Source organism: Blautia sp. DFI.1.216, assembly GCF_020594215.1.
Lineage (GTDB): Bacteria > Bacillota > Clostridia > Lachnospirales > Lachnospiraceae > Blautia_A > Blautia_A wexlerae.
Genome location: NZ_JAJDML010000014.1, coordinates 1 through 24,655 on the forward strand (window position 1 = coordinate 1; position 24,655 = coordinate 24,655).

The 24,655-nt window shown below is 42.4% G+C and carries 18 protein-coding genes; 16 read left to right on the forward strand and 2 right to left on the reverse strand.

Annotated elements, in window-relative coordinates; genetic code table 11:
* From LJE11_RS20305 to LJE11_RS07260, 3 genes are all read left to right on the forward strand, one after another.
* Positions 1-179: zinc ribbon domain-containing protein (locus LJE11_RS20305; protein WP_227295781.1), on the forward strand; the 179-nt coding region annotated here is incomplete at its 5' end.
* A 224-nt stretch (positions 180-403) separates the two neighbouring features.
* Entirely contained in the window at positions 404-1,252 is an 849-nt protein-coding gene (gene thyA / locus LJE11_RS07255; protein WP_227295760.1) for a thymidylate synthase, read from the forward strand.
* Positions 1,253-1,356: 104 nt separating this feature from the next.
* Positions 1,357-1,848, forward strand: coding sequence for a dihydrofolate reductase (locus LJE11_RS07260; RefSeq protein ID WP_008705726.1), 492 nt, complete (start codon positions 1,357-1,359; stop codon positions 1,846-1,848).
* 213 nt (positions 1,849-2,061) lie between these two features.
* On the opposite strand, the gene LJE11_RS07265 is transcribed toward LJE11_RS07260, so the two are convergent.
* Complete coding sequence (locus LJE11_RS07265) at positions 2,062-3,087, reverse strand: branched-chain amino acid aminotransferase (protein WP_008705724.1); 1,026 nt, start codon at positions 3,085-3,087, stop codon at positions 2,062-2,064.
* A 228-nt stretch (positions 3,088-3,315) separates the two neighbouring features.
* Here LJE11_RS07265 and LJE11_RS07270 point away from each other — a divergent pair, with 228 nt between their 5' ends.
* The 7 genes from LJE11_RS07270 (at position 3,316) to LJE11_RS07300 (ending at position 15,738) form a co-directional block, all read left to right on the forward strand.
* Positions 3,316-4,608, forward strand: a complete 1,293-nt coding sequence (locus tag LJE11_RS07270) for a 5-bromo-4-chloroindolyl phosphate hydrolysis family protein (protein ID WP_227295762.1) — start codon at positions 3,316-3,318, stop codon at positions 4,606-4,608.
* Between the two features lie 35 nt (positions 4,609-4,643).
* On the forward strand, positions 4,644-5,783 hold the full coding sequence (locus LJE11_RS07275; RefSeq protein WP_227295764.1) for a toxic anion resistance protein: 1,140 nt from the start codon (positions 4,644-4,646) through the stop codon (positions 5,781-5,783).
* Positions 5,784-5,834: 51 nt separating this feature from the next.
* Complete coding sequence (ispG, locus tag LJE11_RS07280) at positions 5,835-6,887, forward strand: flavodoxin-dependent (E)-4-hydroxy-3-methylbut-2-enyl-diphosphate synthase (protein WP_008705719.1); 1,053 nt, start codon at positions 5,835-5,837, stop codon at positions 6,885-6,887.
* Positions 6,888-6,933: 46 nt separating this feature from the next.
* Positions 6,934-11,424, forward strand: coding sequence for a PolC-type DNA polymerase III (locus LJE11_RS07285; protein WP_227295765.1), 4,491 nt, complete (start codon positions 6,934-6,936; stop codon positions 11,422-11,424).
* 97 nt (positions 11,425-11,521) lie between these two features.
* Positions 11,522-13,477, forward strand: coding sequence for a fructose-1,6-bisphosphatase (locus LJE11_RS07290; RefSeq protein WP_173698197.1), 1,956 nt, complete (start codon positions 11,522-11,524; stop codon positions 13,475-13,477).
* A 208-nt stretch (positions 13,478-13,685) separates the two neighbouring features.
* On the forward strand, positions 13,686-15,101 hold the full coding sequence (locus tag LJE11_RS07295) for an amidophosphoribosyltransferase (RefSeq protein ID WP_173699934.1): 1,416 nt from the start codon (positions 13,686-13,688) through the stop codon (positions 15,099-15,101).
* Between the two features lie 34 nt (positions 15,102-15,135).
* The gene (locus LJE11_RS07300; protein ID WP_195659041.1) at positions 15,136-15,738 is read left to right on the forward strand and encodes a hypothetical protein; all 603 of its coding nucleotides are present in this window, start codon (positions 15,136-15,138) and stop codon (positions 15,736-15,738) included.
* 78 nt (positions 15,739-15,816) lie between these two features.
* Here LJE11_RS07300 and LJE11_RS07305 read toward each other — a convergent pair whose 3' ends face one another.
* Positions 15,817-16,032 carry a helix-turn-helix domain-containing protein gene (locus tag LJE11_RS07305; RefSeq protein WP_055053498.1) on the reverse strand — a complete coding sequence of 72 codons (216 nt, stop codon included), beginning with the start codon at positions 16,030-16,032 and terminating at the stop codon, positions 15,817-15,819.
* A gap of 268 nt (positions 16,033-16,300) precedes the next feature.
* Between LJE11_RS07305 and LJE11_RS07310 the strand changes: the two genes are divergently transcribed.
* The 6 genes from LJE11_RS07310 to groL all read left to right on the forward strand — a co-directional run bounded on the left by LJE11_RS07310 (position 16,301) and on the right by groL (position 24,594).
* Positions 16,301-17,833, forward strand: a complete 1,533-nt coding sequence (locus LJE11_RS07310) for a YifB family Mg chelatase-like AAA ATPase (RefSeq protein ID WP_008705706.1) — start codon at positions 16,301-16,303, stop codon at positions 17,831-17,833.
* A 20-nt stretch (positions 17,834-17,853) separates the two neighbouring features.
* Complete coding sequence (dprA, locus tag LJE11_RS07315; protein ID WP_062807261.1) at positions 17,854-18,771, forward strand: DNA-processing protein DprA; 918 nt, start codon at positions 17,854-17,856, stop codon at positions 18,769-18,771.
* 131 nt (positions 18,772-18,902) lie between these two features.
* Positions 18,903-20,972 carry a type I DNA topoisomerase gene (topA, locus tag LJE11_RS07320; protein ID WP_008705704.1) on the forward strand — a complete coding sequence of 690 codons (2,070 nt, stop codon included), beginning with the start codon at positions 18,903-18,905 and terminating at the stop codon, positions 20,970-20,972.
* Between the two features lie 371 nt (positions 20,973-21,343).
* Positions 21,344-22,129, forward strand: coding sequence for a GTP-sensing pleiotropic transcriptional regulator CodY (gene codY, locus LJE11_RS07325; protein WP_008705703.1), 786 nt, complete (start codon positions 21,344-21,346; stop codon positions 22,127-22,129).
* A 415-nt stretch (positions 22,130-22,544) separates the two neighbouring features.
* Positions 22,545-22,829, forward strand: coding sequence for a co-chaperone GroES (gene groES, locus LJE11_RS07330; RefSeq protein ID WP_008705701.1), 285 nt, complete (start codon positions 22,545-22,547; stop codon positions 22,827-22,829).
* Between the two features lie 145 nt (positions 22,830-22,974).
* Positions 22,975-24,594 carry a chaperonin GroEL gene (gene groL / locus LJE11_RS07335; protein WP_055053500.1) on the forward strand — a complete coding sequence of 540 codons (1,620 nt, stop codon included), beginning with the start codon at positions 22,975-22,977 and terminating at the stop codon, positions 24,592-24,594.
* The last annotated feature ends 61 nt before the right edge of the window (positions 24,595-24,655 follow it).

The following is a 24,655-nucleotide window of genomic DNA, read 5'->3' on the forward strand; positions in this document are numbered from 1 at the left end:
AGCTTATTGTGGCTGATCGGTTTTATCCATCATCAAAGCTTTGCAGCTGTTGTGGAAACATCAAAAAAGATCTGAAGTTATCTGATAGAGTTTATAGATGTGCGTGTGGGAATATGATTGATAGAGATTTCCAGGCATCTATAAATCTCAAGACTTATGGAGAAAAATTTGCAAGCTGACACTGAAATGTTAATACAAATATGTACGGATACGTTAGTCCGGAATTTACGCCTATGGAGAGTACAAGAACCTGTGAGTAGATTGATATTTATATCATCAAAAGCATACTCGTTGAAGTAGGAATGGAACATAGAAGTTTATAACTTTTTATAAGTTTTCAGTAACGGATTAAAGTAAGACCTGAAACAATATAAAAAACAGAAAAACAGGAGTGTAAAGAAAAATGAGTTACGCAGATGATGTATTTATAAAAATGTGTCAGGATATCCTGGAAAACGGGACAAGTACGGAAGGAGAAAAGGTTCGTCCTGTATGGGAGGATGGAACTCCGGCATATACGATCAAGAAATTCGGAGTGGTAAACAGATATGATCTGAGAAAGGAATTTCCGGCTATGACACTCAGACGTACAGCGTTAAAGAGTGCCATGGATGAGATCCTCTGGATCTGGCAGAAGAAATCCAACAATATCCATGATCTTCACAGCCATATCTGGGACAGCTGGGCAGATGAGAGTGGTTCTATCGGTAAGGCATATGGGTATCAGCTTGGCGTGAAACATGAGTACAAAGAAGGAATGATGGATCAGGTAGACAGAGTGATCTATGATCTGAAAAATAATCCGTTCAGCCGAAGAATTATGACCAATATTTATGTGCATCAGGATCTCCATGAGATGAATCTGTATCCCTGTGCATATTCCATGACATTTAATGTGACACAGACACCGGGGAACGATAAGCTGACTCTGAATGCAATCCTCAATCAGCGTTCACAGGATATCCTTGCAGCGAATAACTGGAATGTATGTCAGTATGCACTTCTGCTTATGATGATGGCTCAGGTATGTGATATGGAAGCAGGGGAACTGCTTCATGTAGTGGCAGACTGCCATATCTATGACCGTCATATCCCGCTGATAAAGGAACTGATCCAGAGAAAACCATATCCTGCACCTGTTGTGAAACTGAATCCGGAAGTGAAGGATTTCTATCAGTTTACAACAGATGACCTGATCGTGGAGAATTATGAGACATGGCCGCAGATTAAGAATATTCCGATTGCCGTTTAACCAAACTGTGGAGCAATTATCTGGTTATGAGCAAGTAGCGAATGCGGATGATTTTGTTCGCCTGACTTAAATTGACAATATAAAATCAAGAGAGGAAAATTCAAATGAATGTTATCGTAGCAGCAGATAAAAACTGGGGAATCGGCAAGAACAACCAGCTTCTGGTAAGTATTCCGGCAGATATGAAGATGTTTCGTGAGGAAACAAGTGGAAAAGTAGTAGTGATGGGAAGAAAAACTCTGGAAAGTTTTCCAAACGGACTTCCGCTTAAAAACAGGATCAATATTGTGATCACATCCAATAAAGAATATGAGGTAAAGGGTGCGATCATAGTACACAGTATTGAAGAAGCGCTGGAAGAGATAAAGAAATATCCGGCAGAAGATGTTTACTGTATAGGTGGTGACAGCATTTATGCGCAGATGCTTCCGTACTGTGATGTAGCTCATGTGACAAAGATTGACTTTGCATATGAAGCAGACAGTCATTTTCCAAATCTGGACGAAGATGATGAATGGGAAATTACGGGAGAGAGCGATGAGCAGACATACTTTGATCTGGAGTATCAGTTTGTGAAGTATGAGAGAAAGAAATAGAAGAAACAAAGCAGAGCCGGAAAAGCCGGAAAAACCAGTGATGTAAAAGAAAAAATATCCCTCAGAATGTGTTTAAACTGATTCTGAGGGATGTTTTTGTATAGTGAAAATCTACGTTACTATTCATTACGTTCTCAGCGGGATAGCAGTGTATGAACAGCAACAATTCTTCTGATGTTGAAAGACGTTAACTGTCTGGCAGTCAGATGTTATTTATTCAATAACTTTCAGCCATCCTTCCGGAGCCTGGATACGTCCCATCTGGATACCTGTTAATGTGTCATAGAGTTTCTGGATAACCGGACCCATTTTCTCCATTCCGCTTGGGAAACAGATTTCTTTACCATGGTCAACAATCTTTCCGACAGGAGAGATAACTGCAGCAGTACCGCAGAGACCACATTCAGCGAAATCTTTCACTTCATCGAAGTATATTTCTCTTTCCTCAGCTTCTAATCCCAGGTATTCCTTGGCAACATAGATTAAGGAACGACGTGTGATAGAAGGAAGGATACTGTTGGACTTCGGTGTGACAACTTTGCCGTCTTTTGTAACGAAAATGAAGTTAGCACCGCCTGTTTCTTCTACCTTGGTACGTGTAGCTGCATCAAGATACATGTTCTCATCGAATCCGTTCTTGTGAGCATCTACGATTGCATGTAAGCTCATTGCATAGTTAAGACCTGCTTTGATATGGCCTGTTCCATGAGGTGCAGCGCGATCGAAATCACTGACGCGGATTGTAATTGGTTTAGCACCGCCTTTGAAGTATGGTCCTACAGGTGTAGTGAATACACGGAACATATACTCATCAGCAGGTTTTACACCGATAACCGGGTTAGTACCCATCATATATGGACGAACATATAAAGTTGCGCCTGAACCGTATGGCGGAACATATGCTGCGTTAGCTTTTACAGTCTGAACAATTGCATCAACAAAACGGTCTTCCGGGAATACAGGCATCTCAAGTCTCTTTGCTGAGTTTGCCATACGTTCTGCATTTAAGTCAGGACGGAAAGTAACGATATGTCCGTCTTCTGTAGTGTAAGCCTTCATTCCTTCGAAAACTGTCTGTGCATACTGGAAAACACCTGCACATTCGTTCAGTGTTACATTAGGATCTGTTGTCAGTTCTCCAGCATCCCATGCGCCGTCTTTGAATTTAGATACATAACGATAATCGGTCTGTACGTAACCGAAGCCTAAGCTGCTCCAGTCGATATTCTTTTTTTCCATAATGAATCTTTCCTCCGTTCACACATATTTACAGTATTTACAAGTGTGATTACTGTTTATCTCTTTACCATTGTAAAACTTTTGTCTGCTAAGTTCAATGGGAAATTTCCAATTTTAATGAAAAATTGAAAAATCGTGTTACTGTTCACATACAGTAACAAAAAATCCGCCAGTCTTGTTTTTTATAGAGGATTTCGCTATAATATGGAATAGAAAATGGAGGAAAATATGAGCGAGAATTTTGATGAATTAGGAGAACTTGGAGACAAAATAAAAAAGATCATAGACACAGCAGTTTCTACTAAAGATTACCGCCAGATGACCGAGGATATTAAGCAGACGGTGGGACAGACTGTTAACAGCGCAGTAAATTCTGCTGTAGATTCCGGAAGCGAGGCAATCAAAAATGGTCTGAATAATGTATTTGGAACCGGAAACAGTCAGTCCGGTGATTCCGGGGTATACCGCAATAAAACAAAAGAATTTGAAGAAAAGCGCAGGCGTGAACAGGAGCAGGAACGTCAGAGGATTGAGAAGGAGAAAGCAAAAGAGAAGATGCTGACTCTTTATGAAAGGAACACCGGGGGAAGAATGAAAGGTATGATGATTGCTGTTTCAGGTGGAATCCTTGCCAGTGGAATGGGACTGGGAACTCTGGTCCTTAGCATCTTTGGCGCAGTGGGACATATGAGTTCCCTTGTGACCGGTGGAACCTGTTTTATGGCAGTCGGAGCTTTGACAGGAGTGGGACTTCTCGCAGGCGGCATTAAAAAACTGGGTAAACTGGAACGTTTTCAAAAGTATATTGACACACTGGGAAATCACACATACTGTAATTTTGAACAATTATCTGCAGCAGTAAATAAGCCGGTGAAATTCGTTAAAAAAGATATTAAAAAGATGATTGATGACAGATGGTTCCGTCAGGGACATATTGATGAGCAGGAAACCTGTCTGATCACCAGTAATGAGACTTATCTGCAATATACGCAGACGCAGAAGGCACTTGAGCAGAAGAAACAGGAAGAAGAGAAATGTCAGGCTGAACAGAAGAGAAACAGAAAGAACACACCGCCTGAAGTGCAGGAAGTGCTGGATAAAGGAAATGAATTTCTGGATAAGATCCACAGGAGCAACGATGCGATTCCTGGAGTGGAGATTTCTGCAAAAATATCCAGAATGGAACTGATTGTGGAGAAGATTTTTGAACGAGCGCAGAAGCATCCGGAGATTATTCCGGATTTGAAGAAACTGATGAATTATTATCTACCCATGACAGTAAAGCTGCTGGATGCATATGAAGAAATGGATCAGCAGCCTGTGCAGGGAGAGAATATCCAGGCATCCAAAAAGGAGATAGAGGATACACTGGATACACTGAATCAGGCATTTGAAAAACTTCTGGATTCTGTTTTTCAGGATACTGCGTGGGATGTTTCAAGTGATATTTCAGTGCTTCATACGCTGCTTGCACAGGAAGGTCTGACAGATGATGATTTTGCAAAAATGAAAAAGAACTGAAAATAAAAAAAGGATAAAAAGGAGCGGCAGAGGACATGGGAAACGAATTTAAAGATTTTGAAATGGAAACGCCATCATTAACACTGGAGCCGGATCTTGGAGAGCTTGAAAAGAAAGAAGAAGTGATCCCCCAAAAGCAGCTACAGAAGGAAGAAGTGCCTGTACTGACACCGGAAGAACAGAAAATGGTAAATGATTTTGCTGCAAAGATTGATATTGAGAATACTAATCAGATTCTTCAGTATGGTGCAGGAACCCAGAAAAAAATGGCGGACTTTTCTGATACAGCTCTTGAGAATGTAAAGACACAGGATCTCGGTGAGATTGGAGAACTGATCAGTAATGTTGTGGGAGAACTGAAAGATTTCGATGTACAGGAGGAAGGAAAATTCTTTGGATTTTTCAGAAAGCAGACTTCTAAGATTGAAAATCTGAAAAACAAATATGACAAAGCACAAGTCAATGTGGAGAAGATTACAGATTCTCTTCAGCAACATCAGGTGCGCCTTATGAAAGATTCTGCCATGCTGGACAAGATGTATGAACAGAACCTGAATTATTTTAAAGAACTTACCATGTATATCCTTGCCGGAAAAAAGAAACTGGAAGAAACCAGAAACGGAAAGCTTGCAGAAATGAAAAATAAGGCAGCTCTGAGCGGGCTTCCCGAAGACGCGCAGGCAGCCAGAGACCTGGATGAGAAATGTAGCAGATTTGAAAAGAAACTGCATGATCTGGAACTTACCCGTACGATTGCCATGCAGACCGCGCCTCAGATCCGGCTGATCCAGAATAATGATACGGTAATGGTTGAGAAAATACAGACAACGATCGTAAACACAATTCCATTATGGAAGAGTCAGATGGTGCTTGCTCTGGGAATTGCTCATTCTGCAGAAGCAGCACAGGCACAGAGACAGGTAACAGATATCACCAATGAACTTCTCAGAAAGAATGCAGAGACACTTCATATGGCAACGGTTGAGACAGCGAAAGAATCAGAGCGTGGAATAGTTGACCTTGAAACACTCCAGAAGACAAATGCAGATTTGATCCAGACTCTGGATGATGTGATGCGGATCCAGATGGAAGGCCGTCAGAAGAGACAGGCAGCAGAGATGGAAATGCACCGCATGGAAGAAGAACTGAAGAGAAAACTTCTGGAAATCAGATAACTGTTCAGCAGTAATTTATGGAATTGCTATAAATGAGAGAAGAGGAAAATTATGTACAGAGATCATACAAAAGTGATTCAGATCGGAGACAGAAAGATTGGCGGCGGCAACCCGATTTTAATCCAGTCCATGACAAATACAAAAACTGAAGATGTAGAACAGACAGTAGCTCAGATCCTGGCACTGGAGCAGGCTGGCTGTGATATTATCCGTTGTGCAGTACCGACTATGGAAGCTGCAAAAGCACTGAAGGAAATCAAAAAACAGATCCATATACCACTTGTGGCAGATATCCATTTTGATTATCGTCTTGCCATTGCAGCCATGGAAAACGGTGCAGATAAGATTCGGATCAATCCCGGAAATATCGGCAGTACAGAGCGAATCAAAGCAGTGGTTGATGTGGCAAAGGAGCGAGGAATACCCATTCGTGTTGGTGTAAACAGTGGTTCTCTTGAGAAAGAACTTGTGGAGAAATATCATGGGGTCACTGCAGAGGGACTGGTGGAGAGTGCGCTGGATAAAGTTCATATCATCGAAGACCTGGGATATGACAATCTGGTGATCAGCATCAAATCTTCGGATGTCCTTATGTGTGCAAAGGCTCATGAACTGATCGCGGAGAAGACGAATTATCCACTTCATGTAGGAATCACAGAAGCCGGAACTCTTTATTCCGGAAACATTAAATCTGCTATCGGACTGGGGATCATCCTGAATCAGGGAATCGGTGATACCATTCGTGTCTCTCTTACAGGAGCACCTTTAGAAGAGATTAAATCCGCAAAACGTATCCTGAAAACTCTGGGGCTTCGCAAAGGTGGCATAGAAGTTGTGTCATGTCCAACCTGTGGACGCACACAGATTGATCTGATCGGTCTTGCAAATAAGGTAGAAACCATGGTGCAGGATATCCCACTTGATATTAAAGTAGCAGTTATGGGCTGTGTGGTAAACGGACCCGGAGAAGCAAAAGAGGCAGATATCGGAATTGCAGGCGGAGTTGGTGTGGGACTTCTGATCAAACATGGTGAGATCATAAAGAAAGTTCCGGAAGATCAGCTTTTGGATACGTTGCGGGAAGAACTTCTGAACTGGAAGTAACATTTGGAACGAAGACTTCCTGTCAGATCAACGAGGAGATTTTATTTTGGAAAAAGACTTTTTTGACGTATTTCCCAGCTTAAAAGTGAAGAAAGAACTGGAAGAACTGCTGGACATGGTTTTTGTGACCAGAGTGTCCTGCAATCCTTCCAGAACTCATATATGGGTGTATATAAAAAGTGAACGCTGGATTCATAAGAAGCATATCTTTGAACTGGAAGAACAGATAGAGAGACAGATTTTTGCAGGACTGAATGTAACAGTTACAGTTATTGAGAAATTCCGTCTTTCCGGTCAGTACAATCCTCAGAACTTTCTGGAAACTTACAGATCCAGCATGGAACTGGAACTGCGCAGCTACAATATGCTGGAATACAATATGTTCAGACAGGCGCAGATTTCTTTTCCCGGAGAAAATGATCTTCATATGATCCTTCCTGATTCTGTAATAGCCAGAGAAAAGAGCGGGATCCTGATCGAATATCTGCAGAAGGTTTTCTGCGAAAGATGCGGAATGGACTTGAAGGTGGAACTTGAGTTCCGGGAGACGCAGGAAAGTAAGTACCGTAAGAATGCAGCAGTGCAGATCGCTCAGGAAGTGGAAAATGTAATCCGTCATGCGAAATTAAACAGTAAGAATGAAGAGCCGGCTCAGTCTGAAGAAGCAGGAACAGCAGAGAAGAAAGCAGAGAAAAAGACTGATAAGGGACAGCAGGAAAAGAAGGACAAAAAAGCTGCATTTGCAGACCGCAAAGACAACAGGAAGGGAGATTTCCGGGGTGGATTCAGAAGGGACAGCAATCCGGATGTTATCTATGGAAGAGATTTCGAAGGAGAGCCTGTTGCACTTGAGACGATTACCGGTGAAATGGGTGAGGTGATCGTTCGCGGACAGGTTATGGAGGTTGAAGCCAGAGAAATCCGTAATGAAAAAACAATTCTTATCTTCCCGATCACAGACTTTACGGACAGTATTGTTGTGAAGATGTTTTTGCGCAATGAACAGGTGCCGGAAGTGACAGAACATGTAAAGAAGGGGGCTTTTCTGAAGTTTCGCGGTGTGACAACAGTAGACCGTTTTGACAGTGAACTGACTATTGCATCCATAGCCGGGATTAAGAAAATTGCCAATTTTACAACTGCCAGAGTAGATACCAGCCCACAGAAAAGAGTAGAGCTTCACTGTCATACAAAGATGAGCGATATGGATGGGGTTACGGATGCCAAATCTCTGGTGAAACGTGCTTATGAGTGGGGACATCCTGCCATTGCCATTACAGACCATGGGGTTGTACAGGCATTTCCGGAGGCAAATCACTGTTTCGATGCCTGGGGCGGATGTGTGCCGAAGGATTCTGATTTTAAGGTTCTTTATGGAATGGAAGGCTATCTGGTAGATGATTTAAAAGGTATGGTGACCAATGGAAAAGGTCAGAAGCTGAACGATAGATTTGTGGTCTTTGATATTGAGACAACAGGTTTTTCTTCGCTGACCTGTCAGATCATAGAGATTGGCGCCGTACTGGTAGAAAATGGTGAGATTACGGATCGTTTTTCCACATTTGTAAATCCAAAGGTACCGATTCCTTTTCGCATTGAACAGCTGACCAGTATCAATGACAGTATGGTCATGGATGCCCCGACTATCGAAGAAGTGCTTCCGAAATTCCTTGAATTCAGCAAGGATGCGGTTATGGTTGCACACAATGCGGACTTTGATATGGGATTTATTATGAAAAACTGTGACAGACTGGGAATCGCACATGATTTTACTTATGTAGATACGGTCGGTATGGCCCGTTTCCTGCTTCCTGCATTGAACAGATTTAAGCTGGATACGGTAGCAAAAGCAGTTGGGGTTTCACTGGAAAATCATCACCGGGCAGTAGATGATGCCGCATGTACTGCAGAGATTTTTGTGAAGTTTGTAAAGATGCTGGAAGAGCGTGATATCCGGGATGTGGATATGCTGAATGAGCAGGGAGCTGTTTCTGTAAATAGTATCAGGAAACTGCCGACCTACCATGTGATCATTTTTGCCAGAAATGAGACAGGGCGCATTAATCTGTATAAATTAGTGAGTCAGTCGCACCTGAAGTATTATCACAGACGTCCACGTGTTCCCAAAAGTGTGCTGGAGCAGTACAGAGACGGACTTCTGGTGGGAAGTGCCTGTGAAGCAGGGGAACTGTATCAGGCAATTCTGAGAAATGCACCGGATCCGGAGATAGCCAGACTGGTAAATTTCTATGATTATCTGGAGATCCAGCCTGTTGGAAATAACAGATTTATGATAGCAGATGATAAGCATGATATGATCAGTTCCGAAGAAGACCTGAAGGAGATAAACAGGAAGATCGTTAAGCTTGGAGAGCAGTTTAAGAAACCGGTAGTTGCAACCTGTGATGTGCATTTCATGGATCCACAGGATGAGATTTACAGAAGGATCATTATGGCCGGAAACGGATTCTCAGATGCAGATGAGCAGGCACCGTTGTATTTACGTACCACAGAGGAAATGCTGGAAGAATTTGCCTATCTGGGAAGCGAGAAAGCAGAAGAAGTTGTCATTACAAATACAAATAAGATCGCAGATATGATTGAGAAGATATCACCTATTCATCCGGACAAATTCCCGCCGGTCATTGAGAATTCCGACCAGGATCTGAAGAATATCTGTTTTACAAAAGCGCATGAAATGTATGGAGATCCATTGCCGGAGATTGTGGAAAGCAGGCTTGACAGGGAACTGAATTCAATCATTTCCAATGGGTATGCCGTAATGTATATCATTGCACAGAAGCTTGTATGGAAGTCAAATGAAGATGGTTATCTGGTAGGTTCGCGAGGTTCTGTAGGATCTTCTCTGGCAGCTACCATGTCCGGTATCACAGAGGTAAATCCTCTGCCGCCTCATTATCTCTGTCCTAATCCGGACTGCAAATACAGTGATTTTGATTCACCGGAAGTAAAGCAGTATGCAGGTATGGCGGGATGTGATATGCCGGATAAGATCTGTCCGAAATGTGGAACCAGGATGAAAAAGGAAGGGTTTGACATTCCTTTTGAGACATTCCTTGGATTCAAGGGAGATAAGGAACCGGATATTGACCTTAACTTTTCAGGAGAGTATCAGGCTAATGCACACAGATATACAGAGGTTATTTTTGGTAAGGGACAGACATTCAAGGCAGGGACTATCGGTACGCTTGCGGAGAAAACTGCATTTGGTTATGTGAAGAATTATTTTGAAGAGCGTGGTGTGCATAAACGTTACTGTGAGATCAACCGCATCGTACAGGGATGTACAGGCGTGCGGCGTACAACAGGACAGCATCCGGGAGGCATTATCGTACTTCCTGTAGGTGAGGAGATTGAGAAATTTACTCCTGTCCAGCACCCTGCGAATGATGTGAACAGTGACATTATCACCACACATTTTGATTACCATTCTATTGACGGAAACCTGCTGAAGCTTGATATACTTGGACACGATGATCCCACTATGATCCGAATGCTGGAGGATTTAACGGGAATCAGTGCTAGGGATGTCCCCCTGGATCAGAGGGATGTCATGTCATTGTTTGCAAGTACAAAGGCTTTGAAAATTGAACCGGAAGATATTGGCGGATGTAAGCTCGGATGTCTGGGAATCCCGGAATTTGGTACAGATTTCGCCATGCAGATGCTTATTGACACCAAGCCGAAATACTTCTCTGACCTGATCCGTATTGCAGGGCTTTCTCATGGTACGGATGTATGGCTGGGTAATGCCCAGGTGTTGATCCAGGAGGGTAAGGCAACCATTTCCACAGCTATCTGTACCCGAGACGATATTATGATCTACCTTATCGGAAAAGGAGTGGAAAGTGGCCTTGCGTTTACGATCATGGAGAGCGTCCGTAAGGGAAAAGGTCTTCGTGATGAGTGGATCGAGACCATGAAAGAGCATGGAGTTCCGGACTGGTATATCTGGTCCTGTAAGCTGATCAAGTATATGTTCCCGAAGGCTCATGCAGCAGCATACGTTATGATGGCGTACAGAATTGCGTGGTATAAGGTGTTTCAGCCACTGGCATACTATGCGGCATATTTCAGTATCCGCGCCACAGCGTTCTCCTATGAGATGATGTGTATGGGAAAGGAACGCCTGGAGTATTATATGGCAGAAATTCGCAAAAAAGGTGATTCAGCATCTAAAAAAGAACTGGATACCCTGAAGGATATGCGTATTGTACAGGAAATGTACGCACGTGGATTTGAATTTGTACCGATTGATCTTTATACTGCCAAGGCACAGAGATTTCAGATCGTGGATGGGAAACTGATGCCGTCACTTGCAACTATTGACGGACTGGGAGATAAGGCGGCAGATGCAGTGGTTGATGCTGCAAAACAGGGAAAATTCTTGTCAAAAGACGACTTCCGCGACAGAACAAAGGTCAGCAAAACGGTTATTGATCTGATGGATGATCTGAAATTATTCGGAGATATCCCGCAGTCGAACCAGATGTCATTATTTGACTTTACAGGATGAGCATAAATTCTGTGACCGCAAAGTGTGTTGCAGGGCATGGTGCAGACAGCAACATAAAATGCCCTGACATCATAATATATGATAACAGGAGATGGATATGAAGAAAGACGAACTTAGATATTTACAGAGACTTGCAGAAATTTATCCTACAATCGGAAAGGCATCTACGGAGATTATCAATCTTCAGTCAATCCTGAATCTGCCGAAGGGAACGGAACACTTTATGTCAGACCTTCATGGGGAGTATCAGGCGTTTTCACATGTGCTCAGAAATGGTTCCGGTGCAGTGAGGAAGAAGATTGATGATGTGTTTGGACATACATTAAGTAACAATGATAAGCGTTCTCTGGCAACTCTGATCTATTATCCGAAAGAGAAGATGGATCTTGTCAAAGATACGGAAGAAGATATGGAAAACTGGTATAAGATCACGCTCTACCGTCTTATTGAAATCTGTAAGACAACAGCCTCCAAATATACCAGGTCCAAAGTACGAAAAGCTCTTCCCACAGATTATGCCTATGTGATCGAAGAACTGATCACAGAGAAAGCGGAAGTTCTCGATAAAGAGGCATATTATGATTCCATTGTAAATACGATCATTGAGATCGGCAGTGCGGAGAATTTTATCATTGCGCTTGCAGAACTGATCCAGCGTCTGGTCGTGGATCATTTACATATTCTGGGGGATATTTATGACAGAGGTCCTGCTCCACATTTCATTATGGATCGCCTGATGCAGTATCACTCCCTGGATATTCAGTGGGGAAACCATGATGTTGTCTGGATGGGTGCGGCAGCAGGACAGAAAGCCTGTATTGCAACAGTGGTAAGAAACAGTATCCGTTACGGAAATCTGGATATTCTTGAGGATGGATACGGAATCAATATGCTTCCTCTGGCGACCTTTGTGATGGAGGCGTATAAGGATGATCCCTGCGAGATTTTTGCTATGAAAGGTGCTTTCAATTATAATGTTCTTGAGGAAGAACTGGGCAAAAAAATGCACAAGGCTATTGCTGTGATCCAGTTTAAATTAGAAGGTAAACTGGTGCGCAGACATAAAGAATTCCAGATGGAAGACAGAGCACTTCTTCATCGGATCAATCCGGAAAAAGGGACGATCACACTGCCTGACGGAAAAGAATATCCGCTTCGCGACAATAATTTTCCGACTATTGACTGGAAACATCCATACGAACTTACAGCCGGAGAAAAAGAAGTTATGGACAAACTGTCCTCTGCATTCAGAAACTGTGAAAAACTGCAAAACCACATCCGTCTCCTACTTGACAAAGGTGGGCTTTATACAGTATATAACGGAAATCTTCTGTTTCACGGAAGCATTCCTCTGAATGAAGACGGAACATTCCGGGAAGTACAGATTTATGGAAAAAGCTACAAGGGAAAAGAACTGTACGATGTACTGGAAACCTATGTGCGCAGAGCATTCTATTCTGTAGGAAAAGAAGAACAGAAGAAGGGCAGAGATATTATGTGGTATATCTGGGCAGCTCCGAATTCACCATTGTTTGGCAAGAGCAAGATGAGTACTTTTGAAAGATATTTCATAGAGGATCCTTCTACACATGAAGAGAAGAAGAATGCTTATTACCGCCTCTGGGAGAATGAAGAAGTGGTAGATAATATGCTTCGTGAATTTGGTCTGGATCCGGAAAAAGGGCATATCATCAATGGCCATGTTCCGGTACACCAGAGTGAAGGAGAAAGTCCTGTAAAATGTGATGGAAAGGTTATCGTGATTGACGGTGGTTTTTCCAAGCCATATCAGAAAGTAACGGGAATTGCCGGATATACGCTGATCTATAATTCCTATGGACTGAATCTTACTGCTCATGAACCGTTTACGTCCAAAGCAGATGCTGTGGCAAGAGAGACTGATATTGTATCGAACCGCGTGGCAGTCAGCTACATGTCCAGACGCCAGCTTGTGGGTGATACAGATACAGGTCATGCGCTGAAAGAGAGAATACAGGAATTGATCCAGCTGCTGGATGCATACAGAACAGGTATCATCAAGGAAAAGAAATAAGATTAAAACTCTTTACTTCTAAATTTTCATTCTATATAATGGGAGTGTTGTGTGATATAACTGTTTTTACAGCAATTTGGCAGGATAAGAACTGTTATAGTGAAGGAAAACGTTATGAAACGGGCTATAGTAATCTTTTTAAATGGATTATCGAAGAGGATTATGATAAAAGTTGCCTGAAGATGATGAACAAAAGGAGAATACGATAATGGGTGGAATTTTTGGAGTAGCATCAAAGTCCAGTTGCATTCTGGACCTTTTCTTCGGAATTGATTATCATTCCCATCTGGGAACACGCAGAGGCGGAATGGCAGTGTATGATAAGAAACGTGGTTTTGACCGCGTGATTCATAACATTGAAAATGCGCCGTTCAGGACCAAATTTGATGGTGACATTGGTGAGATGGAGGGAAATCTGGGAATCGGATGTATTTCAGATAATGAACCTCAGCCTCTTCTGGTGCGCTCTCATCTTGGCAACTTTGCAATTACCACAGTTGGAAAAATCAATAACATGGATGAACTGATTGCCAGTTGTTTTAAAAACGGATGCACTCATTTTCTGGAAATGAGTGGAGGAAGTGTAAACCCCACAGAAATGGTAGCTGCACTGATCAATCAGAAAGACAACATGATTGAGGGAATCCGTTATGCGCAGGAAGTGATAGAAGGTTCCATGACCATGCTGATCCTGACACCAAAGGGGATTCTGGCAGCACGTGACCGTCTGGGAAGGACTCCGTTGATCGTGGGAAAGAAAGAAGATGCCTGTTGTGTGTCTTTTGAGAGCTTTGCATACCTGAATCTTGGATATGAAGATTTGAAAGAACTGGGACCAGGAGAAATTGTTGCTGTGACTCCGGACGGTGTGGAAACCTTGCAGAAACCAGGGGAAGAGATGCGAATCTGTTCATTTCTCTGGGTATATTACGGATACCCTACTTCTGCCTACGAGGGTGTGAATGTAGAAGAAATGCGTTATCATTGCGGTGATATGCTGGCCAGGAGAGACAGGGGAGAAGTAAATCCTGATATTGTAGCCGGTGTTCCGGATTCCGGTATTGCCCATGCTATCGGATATGCGAACCAGTCCGGTGTACCTTTTGCCCGTCCGTTTATCAAATATACACCAACCTGGCCAAGATCATTTATGCCTACACAGCAGAGCCAGAGAAATCTTATCGCAAGAATGAAACTGATTCCTGTGCACCGTCTGATCAAGGATAAGAGCCTTCTTATGATTGATGATTCTATTGTGCGTGGAACACAGTTAAGAGAAACGACAGAATTTCTTTACAGAAATGGTGCAAAGGAAGTACATATCCGTCCGGCATGTCCGCCTTTACTTTATGGATGTAAATATCTGAATTTCTCGCGTTCAAAATCAGAGATGGACCTGATCACAAGACGTGTGATAGCCAAACGTGAGGGAGAGAATGTCAGTGATAAAGTCCTGGCAGACTATGCAGATCCAAATTCAGCAAATTATAAAGAAATGCTGGAAGAAATCCGTAAGGAGCTGAATTTCACATCACTGAAATTCCACAGACTTGATGATCTGAAAGCTTCCATTGGAATTTCACCATGTAAACTCTGTACCTATTGCTGGGATGGAAAAGAATAAGTAACGAACAAGAAACAGAAGAGGAGATGCAGATTTGTCGATAACAAACAATGGGAAACAGAAATGGAATAAAAAGAAAAAAAGACTTATAAAACTTCTGATAATTGTAATTATCCTGTTTATCCTGCTTATGCTGGCAGATACTCTGCTGCTCCAACACAGAAAGAATGTGGACAGAGAACAGAGAAAAGCAGAAGCAATCGCGGCACTGGAAAGAGTTCCCACTGTAACACCGACACCTGCAGCTACACCCACACCTACCCCAACGCCGATTCCTACGGTAACACCAACACCTGTACTGGAAAGGGCATATGTTTTTAACCCGGAGGACTATCTGGGAACCTGGCGCAGTGAGAATGGCAGGGTTAAGATCAAAATTAAAAAACTCAGCCAGAAATCGATCACATTCACTTATTGGCAGACAAATAAGAAAAAGACAGCTTCCTGCAAGGCAAAAGTAAAGAAATCCGTCGCAGGAAATGCAACCAGATTCTCGTTTACAGACTCGCTGGGAAATGTAGCAAAGGGTTATCTTACCTTTGATAATGGTCGTCTTTATGTGAATATTAAGACAAAAACAAAAGCGGAGGGTGCAAAAGTCCATCCTTCTGTGGATACTGTTATGATAAAAGAATAAAAGATACAAAAAATATAAAAGGATTCAGTAACATAAACAGTTACAGGAATCCTTTTATATTAAAAAAAGTGATTTTACTTATTTATTCATCTCTTTTTTATCAGTGCGTCCTATCAGATAATCAACACTTATATCGTAATAATTTGCCAGTCTGATAAGCATTTCAACCGGGATATTGCGTGAACCTGTCTCATAGTGAGAGTAGGAACGCTGGCTGATGTGAAGAATTTCGCTGAGCTGTTTCTGTGACATGTCAGCATCTGTACGTAAATCCTGAATACGCTGAAATTTCATATAGTTCACCTCTCTGTTTTGTAGTGTACTCCCAAACATGATCTGTGAAAAGCCTTCGCAGATTATGTACTGAAAAAAAGTATAAAACAGAACAAAATGAACGGTTGCAAAACAGAGCAAAATGGTCTATTATAAAAATAATCTTTTTTCTAATCTGATTTCTGAAATAATTTCCAATACAATTTAAGTGATGTAACTATTCAGTCGTCCGCTGTTTGGTGAGCATAAATATCGGGGGAGATTTATGCCGGAAGAAAGGAGTTTATATTTGTTTGCAAGTGTATTATCAGCTGCAATTTTTGGGGTGGAAGTATGCCCTGTGCAGGTAGAAGCTGATGTAAGTAACGGACTTCCTTCCTTTATCATGGTAGGATTTCCTTCTGCGCAGGTAAAGGAAGCGCAGGAACGGGTACGCACAGCCCTCAAGAATAATGGTTATCAGTTTCCACCAAAGAGAATTACCGTCAATTTTGCTCCTGCAGACATGAAGAAAGAGGGAGCCGGTTTTGATGTACCGGTGGCAGCAGCAGTGTTGGCTGCTTTTGAGATGATCAGCCCTCAGGTTGTCAGCAGAGTTATGATGGCAGGGGAGATCGGTCTGGACGGAGAAATCCATGGGATATCCGGAATCCTGCCGATTGTGTTGTGTGCAAGAAGTTTGGGTAGTCGTTTTTGCGTAGTTCCCTATGAGAATCTGAAAGAAGGAAGACTGATCAGGGATGTGCCGGTAGCAGGAGTAAAAAATTTACGGGAACTGGTCGAGTGTCTTAAGAATCCGGAACCCTATCTGAAGAGGGAAATACAGGAAGAAATTCCTTCTATTATAAATACAGATATGGGAATGGATTTTTCAGACATTGAAGGACAGGAAGGGGCAAAAAGAGCGGCGGAAATTGCAGTAAGCGGATTTCACAATCTTCTCCTTATCGGACCTCCGGGAACGGGCAAAACCATGCTTGCCAGAAGACTGCCGACGATCATGCCTGGGCTTGGCTTTGAAGAAAAGCTGGAGCTTACCAGAATTTACAGTATTGCAGGACTTCTTTCAAGAGAACATCCTCTGATCGATGAGCGACCATTTCGCAGCCCTCATCATACAAGTACTCCGCAGGCAATTGCAGGAGGCGGGCGTAATCCCAGACCCGGCGAAATCACTCTTGCGCATAAAGGTGTACTCTTTCTGGATGAAATGCCGGAATTTTCCAGAGCAAGTCTGGAACTTCTGCGACAGCCCATGGAGGATAAAGTGATCCAGATAGCCAGAGCAAGCGGAACTTACAACTTTCCGGCGGATTTTATGTTATGTGCAGCGATGAACCCCTGTCCCTGCGGTTATTATCCGGATTTAAACAGATGCACCTGTACAGCAGGTGAGATCACACATTATATGGGAAAGATCAGTCGCCCTCTTCTGGACAGAATTGATATCAGCACTGAGGTACCGCCGGTTTCTTTTTCACAGCTTCACTGTGGAAGAAAGGGAGAAAATTCCGCTGCTATCAGAAAAAGAGTGGAAAAAGTACAGAAGATCCAGGAAGAACGGTATAAAGATGAGAAAATAAATTTTAACGGGCAGCTGAAGAGCAGTCTGATCGATAAATTCTGCCCTCTTACAGACAGCGCATCCCGACTTCTGGCAAGAGCCTTTGAAAAAATCGCATTCAGTGCCAGATCCTATCACAGGATCCTGAAGGTAGCCAGAACAATTGCGGATATGGAAGGGGAAGAAATGATTGCCGGTCATCATATCGGAGAAGCACTTTCGTACAGGGCATTTGACAAAGATTCTGTCATAAAATAAAGGTCAGTGAGGTATTTTATATGGAAAGAACTGATGTGAAAAATAATCATACAGAAGAATACAGTACAGGTCAGATACGATGTATTGAGAAATCAGATCCGGAATATCCTCAGATAATGAAGCAGTATTCCTCCATGCCGGCAAAGCTTTATGTAAAAGGCAGACTTCCTGATCCTAAGAGAAGAACGGTGGCAGTGATCGGTGCCAGAATGTGCAGTCCTTATGGAAGGATGCAGGCATTTCGGTATGCGAAAGCGTTAAGTGTAGCTGGAGTCCAGATTATCAGCGGTATGGCACTTGGCATTGATTCAGAAGGACATAAAGGCGCACTGGAAGGAAAGATGCCTACATTTGCGGTGCTTGGAAGTGGTGTTGATGTATGCTATCCGAAATCTAACAGAAAACTCTATGAGAGGATCTTATGGGAAAATGGTGGGATCATCAGTGAATGTCCACTGGGTTCAGGACCTGTTTCCTGGCATTTCCCGGCGCGAAACCGGATCATCAGTGCTTTGTCAGACGCGGTTCTGGTAGTGGAAGCAAAAGAAAACAGCGGTTCGCTGATCACTGCGGGATTTGCACTGGAACAGGGAAAGATGGTCTATGCGATTCCGGGGGCAGTGACAGATGAACTCAGCAGAGGCTGCCATAAGCTGATCTACGACGGCGCAGGGATTGCATACTGTCCGGAAATTATGCTGGAAGAACTTGGAATTTCGATGGAAAAAGTAACACAAAACGGTGAAAAAAACAACTTGGGACTTGCAAGAGATTTGAATATGGTGTATAGTTGTCTCGATTTACGACCAAAAAATCCCGACTACATTGTGAGAAAAACAGGCTTTTCCCCGGCACAGGTAAGCAACTGTCTTGTGGAACTGACACTGCGGGGGCTCATAAGAGAGAGCGGGAGACATTATTATGTAAAAGACAGTTGACGATTTATGATTATTGTGCTTCACGTTTCTGCGGCGCAGGGCGATTTTCATATGTAACAATATCGTTGTCAGGCAATGTGCCCGTTCAGGGACACTGTGAAGAATAACAGATTACGACTAGGAGAGGTAGCATGGCGAAATATCTGGTGATAGTAGAATCACCTGCAAAAGTGAAAACAATAAAGAAATTTCTCGGTGCGAATTACGATGTGGAAGCTTCTAACGGACATGTCCGTGATTTCCCGAAGAGTCAGTTCGGAATTGATGTTGAGCATGATTTTGAACCCAAATATATAACGATCAGAGGAAAGGGAGAACTGCTTGCAAAGCTTCGCAAGGCTGCAAAGAAAGCAGATAAGATTTATCTTGCAACTGACCCTGACCGCGAGGGAGAGGCAATTTCCTGGCATCTGATGCAGGCATTAAAAGAAGATCCGAAGAAGATGCACAGGATTACCTTTAACGAGATTACCAAGACAGCAGTAAAATCATCAATCAAACAGGCCAGAGACCTGGATATGGATCTGGTAGATGCACAGCAGGCAAGACGTATGCTTGACCGTATGGTAGGTTATACCATCAGCCCGCTTCTCTGGGCAAAAGTCAAGAGAGGCTTAAGTGCGGGGCGCGTACAGTCTGTTGCGCTTCGTATCATCTGTGACAGAGAAGATGAGATCAATGCGTTTATTCCGGAAGAATACTGGAGCCTGGAGGGAGATTTTCAGGTGAAGGGTGAGAAGAAACCGCTGCAGGCGAAGTTTTATGGAACAGATAAAAAGATGGATATCCACAGCAAAGAGGAAATGGATAAACTTCTGGCCTCTCTGAAAGATAAAGAATATGAGATCAATGAAGTAAAGAAAGGCGAGAGGATCAAGAATGCACCGCTTCCCTTTACTACAAGTACCTTACAGCAGGAAGCAGCCAAGACCTTAAACTTTTCCACACAGAAGACAATGCGTCTGGCACAGCAGCTGTATGAAGGAATTGATATCAAAGGAAATGGAACGGTAGGTGTGATCTCTTATCTGCGTACAGATTCTACCCGAATCTCAGAGGAAGCAGATGCTGCTGCAAGAGAATATATCACTGCTCAGTACGGAGAGGATTATGTTTCAAAGTCTGAGAAAGCTGTGAAAAAGGGACAGAAGATTCAGGATGCTCACGAAGCGATCCGTCCTACAGACATCAGCCGTACACCGGCTGTACTGAAGGAATCTCTTTCAAGAGATCAGTTCAGACTGTATCAGCTTATCTGGAGACGTTTTGCGGCCAGCAGAATGGCTCCTGCAAAATACGAAACAACATCTGTAAAGATTGGTGCAGACCAGTATATTTTTACAGTCTCTGCCTCCAAGATCATATTTGACGGATTTATGTCTGTATACACAGATGAAGAGGACCAGAAAAAAGGAAATGTTCTGAATCAGAGTCTTGAAAGAGGAATGAAGCTTAGTCTTAAGGAACTGAAACCAGAACAGCATTTCACGCAGCCGCCTGCACATTATACAGAGGCATCTCTGGTCAAGACTATGGAAGAACTGGGGATCGGACGTCCAAGTACCTATGCGCCGACGATCACAACGATCATCAGCCGCCGTTATGTTGCAAAAGAACAGAAGAACCTGTATGTTACAGAGTTGGGGGAAGTTGTCAATAATATTATGAAACAGGCTTTCCCGAGTATTGTAGATGTAAACTTCACTGCGACTATGGAAGGGCTTCTGGACTGTGTGGCAGCAGGAACTGTAAAGTGGAAGACAGTAGTAAGCAACTTCTATCCGGATCTGAAGAAGGATGTAGATGCTGCAGAGGAAGAACTTGAAAAGGTTGATATTCAGGATGAAGTGACAGATGTGATCTGCGAAAACTGTGGCAGACATATGGTGATCAAATATGGTCCTCATGGACGATTCCTTGCATGTCCGGGATTTCCGGAATGCAAAAATACCAAACCATATTTTGAGAAGATCGGGGTGGCATGTCCGAAATGTGGAAAAGAGATTGTGCTAAAGAAAACCAAAAAAGGACGTAAGTACTACGGATGTGAGGATAATCCGGATTGTGATTTCATGTCCTGGCAGAAACCATCAGCAAAGAAATGCCCGAAATGTGGAAGCTATATGGTGGAAAAGGGGAATAAGCTTGTCTGCAGCCAGGAGACATGTGGATATGTAGAGGCAAAGGACGAGAAAGAATAATAACGGATTGTAAATGTTATAAATGGGACTGTTGCAGCAGTTGAAAATGAATTTCATTAATGCAACAGTTCCGTTTTTTGTCTTACAGTCAGTGACTTTCTGACTTTTTGTCTTCAATCCTTTGAATTTTTGATGATGATATTTATTGAATAATATTATAAAAGGAATCTATTTTCAGAAAAGCAAAAATAAATAAAAAAATAGTAAAATTTGTCTTGTAATTTGACTTTAAAACGTGTAAAATCAAAGTATCAGTAATGTTAATGACCATGTGTGTCTGAATCTTCCTTGCGAGCAAAAGAAAGTGACTGCTCATTTATGAAATAATGACAGAAAGATTTCGGATATGTACAGGGTGAAAGGAGGACAATATGAGTGTTCAGCTGCTGGATAGAACAAGAAAAATTAATAAACTTCTGCATAACAGCAGTTCCAGCAAAGTGGTATTTAATGACATCTGTCAGGTTCTGATGGAGACACTGAGTTCCAACATTCTGGTTCTCAGTAAAAAAGGAAAGGTTCTGGGTGTCAGTTTATGCCCAGGAGTAGAGGAGATCACTGAACTGATCGAGGACAAGGTTGGCGGATATGTAGATTCCCTGTTAAACGAGAGATTTCTGGGTGTCCTGTCAACAAAAGAGAATGTAAATCTTCAGACACTGGGATTTGAACATGTATCAAGCAGTTATCAGGGAATCATTAATCCGATAGATATTGCAGGGGAACGACTGGGTACTGTATTTATGTATCGTTATGAGAAACCATATGACATTGAAGATATTATTGTCAGTGAATATGGAACAACCGTTGTAGGGCTGGAGATGATGAGAGCGGTCCATGAAGAGAATGCTGAGGAGGACAGAAAGCAGCAGGTAGTGAAATCTGCGTTTAATACTTTATCTTTCTCCGAACTGGAGGCAATCATCCATATCTTTGATGAACTTGACGGAGATGAGGGAATCCTGGTTGCAAGTAAGATCGCAGACCGCGTGGGAATCACCAGATCTGTTATCGTAAACGCTTTGAGGAAGTTTGAAAGTGCCGGTGTGATTGAATCCAGATCTTCCGGTATGAAAGGAACCTACATTAAAGTGCTGAATGAAGTCATCTTTGATGAACTGGAAGAGATTAAAGCTCAGAGAAATAAGAAATCCTGATATAGAAGCTTCCATAAATAATGAATGCAAGAAGGCTGTCTGCTGTATGGTGGACGGTCTTTTTATTATGTTACAGGAATTATAGCAAGCCTCTTAATTGATGTATTTGAAGACAATTCAACTGAATGCGAAAGACAAGGAAGATATGACAAAATTATTTGTAAATTAAGAAAACAAAAGAAAAAAAGAGTATATATAAGTAAAAAAGAGAATATAGATTATTTTATAATGATAAAAGCACTTGCGAAATCGACTCATTTTCAATAATATAAGGACAGTGATTAGCACTCGAAGTAAATGAGTGCTAGCAAAAATCGGCAGAATTAGACAGAGTGCCGAAACAGTTGCCGGATATTAAGAATAGCAGAGACGGTAACAGAGATTCCAGGTTGGAGAATAAAGGAGGATATAGATCATGACATTAGTACCTTTAGGTGACAGAGTTGTATTAAAACAGGTTGAAGCAGAAGAAACAACAAAATCCGGAATCGTTCTTCCGGGACAGGCACAGGAGAAACCACAGCAGGCAGAAGTTGTAGCTGTAGGACCTGGCGGAGTTGTTGACGGCAAAGAAGTAAAAATGGAAGTAGCTGTAGGTGATAAAGTTATCTACTCCAAATATTCAGGAACAGAAGTAAAAATGGATGGCACAGAATATATCATTGTAAAACAGAATGATATTCTTGCAATTGTTAAATAAGCAATATCAAAATAGAAAACATAAATGAAGATACTTATAAGATAATATTTACAGGATAATATTTACAGGATGTAACATGAAATACCGGATAAGTATCAGAAAGAATTCATAGAGATCAAAATTTGAATCAGGAGGTCATATTATCATGGCAAAAGAAATTAAATTCGGCGCAGAAGCCAGAGCAGCTCTTGAAGCTGGTGTAAATAAATTAGCTGATACAGTAAGAGTAACATTAGGACCGAAAGGAAGAAACGTAGTTCTTGACAAACCATACGGTGCTCCGCTTATCACAAACGACGGTGTTACAATCGCAAAAGAAATTGAACTGGAAGACGGATTTGAAAACATGGGCGCACAGCTGATCAAAGAAGTTGCTTCCAAAACAAACGATGTAGCAGGTGATGGTACAACAACAGCTACTGTTCTTGCACAGGCTATGGTTCACGAAGGAATGAGAAACCTGGCAGCAGGCGCTAACCCGATCATCCTCAGAAAAGGAATGAAGAAAGCTACAGATGTAGCTGTAGAAGCAATCAAGAACATGAGCCAGACAATCAGCGGCAAGAAACAGATCGCAAACGTTGCATCTATTTCCGCAAGCGATGAGACTGTTGGACAGTTAGTAGCAGATGCTATGGAAAAAGTTTCCAAAGACGGCGTTATCACAGTAGAAGAATCCAAGACAATGCACACAGAACTTGACCTTGTAGAAGGTATGCAGTTCGATCGTGGATATGTATCCGCATATATGTCAACAGATATGGAAAAAATGGAAGCAAATCTGGAAGATCCATATATCCTGATCACAGACAAGAAGATCAGCAACATCCAGGAAATCCTTCCATTACTGGAGCAGATCGTAAAAGTTGGTGCGAAACTTCTTATCATTGCTGAAGATGTAGAGGGTGAAGCTCTTACAACTCTGATCGTAAACAAATTAAGAGGAACCTTCCAGGTAGTAGCTGTCAAAGCTCCGGGATATGGTGACAGAAGAAAAGAAATGCTTCAGGATATCGCAATCCTTACAGGCGGCCAGGTAATCTCCGAAGAAGTTGGTCTGGAACTGAAAGACGCAACTATGGAGCAGTTAGGACGTGCAAAATCTGTTAAAGTTGCAAAAGAGAACACAGTTATCGTTGACGGTATGGGTGACAAAGATGCAATCGCAAACCGTGTTGCTCAGATCCGTGGACAGATTGAAGAAACAAAATCTGAATTTGATAAAGAAAAATTACAGGAAAGACTTGCAAAACTGGCTGGCGGCGTAGCTGTTATCCGTGTTGGTGCTTCCACTGAGACAGAAATGAAAGAAGCTAAGCTTCGTCTGGAAGATGCTCTTGCAGCTACAAGAGCAGCAGTAGAAGAAGGTATCATCGCAGGTGGCGGCTCTGCTTACATCCACGCATCCAAAGAAGTTGCAAAACTTGCAACAACTCTGGAAGGTGACGAGAAGACAGGTGCAAATATCATCCTGAAAGCTCTGGAAGCTCCTCTGTTCCGCATTTCTGCAAATGCAGGACTTGAAGGTTCCGTAATCATCAACAAAGTAAGAGAATCCGAACCGGGAATCGGCTTTGATGCTTTGAACGAAAGATATGTAGATATGGTAAGCGAAGGTATCCTTGATCCTGCAAAGGTTACAAGAAGTGCTCTTCAGAATGCTACAAGCGTTGCGTCTACATTACTTACAACAGAATCTGCTGTTGCAATTATCAAAGAAGACACACCTGCACCGGCTGCTAATCCTGGAATGGGAATGATGTAATTTTTAATAAACGATAAAATTATACCGTAGTATGCTTATAGCAATTCTCTGAAATAATGCA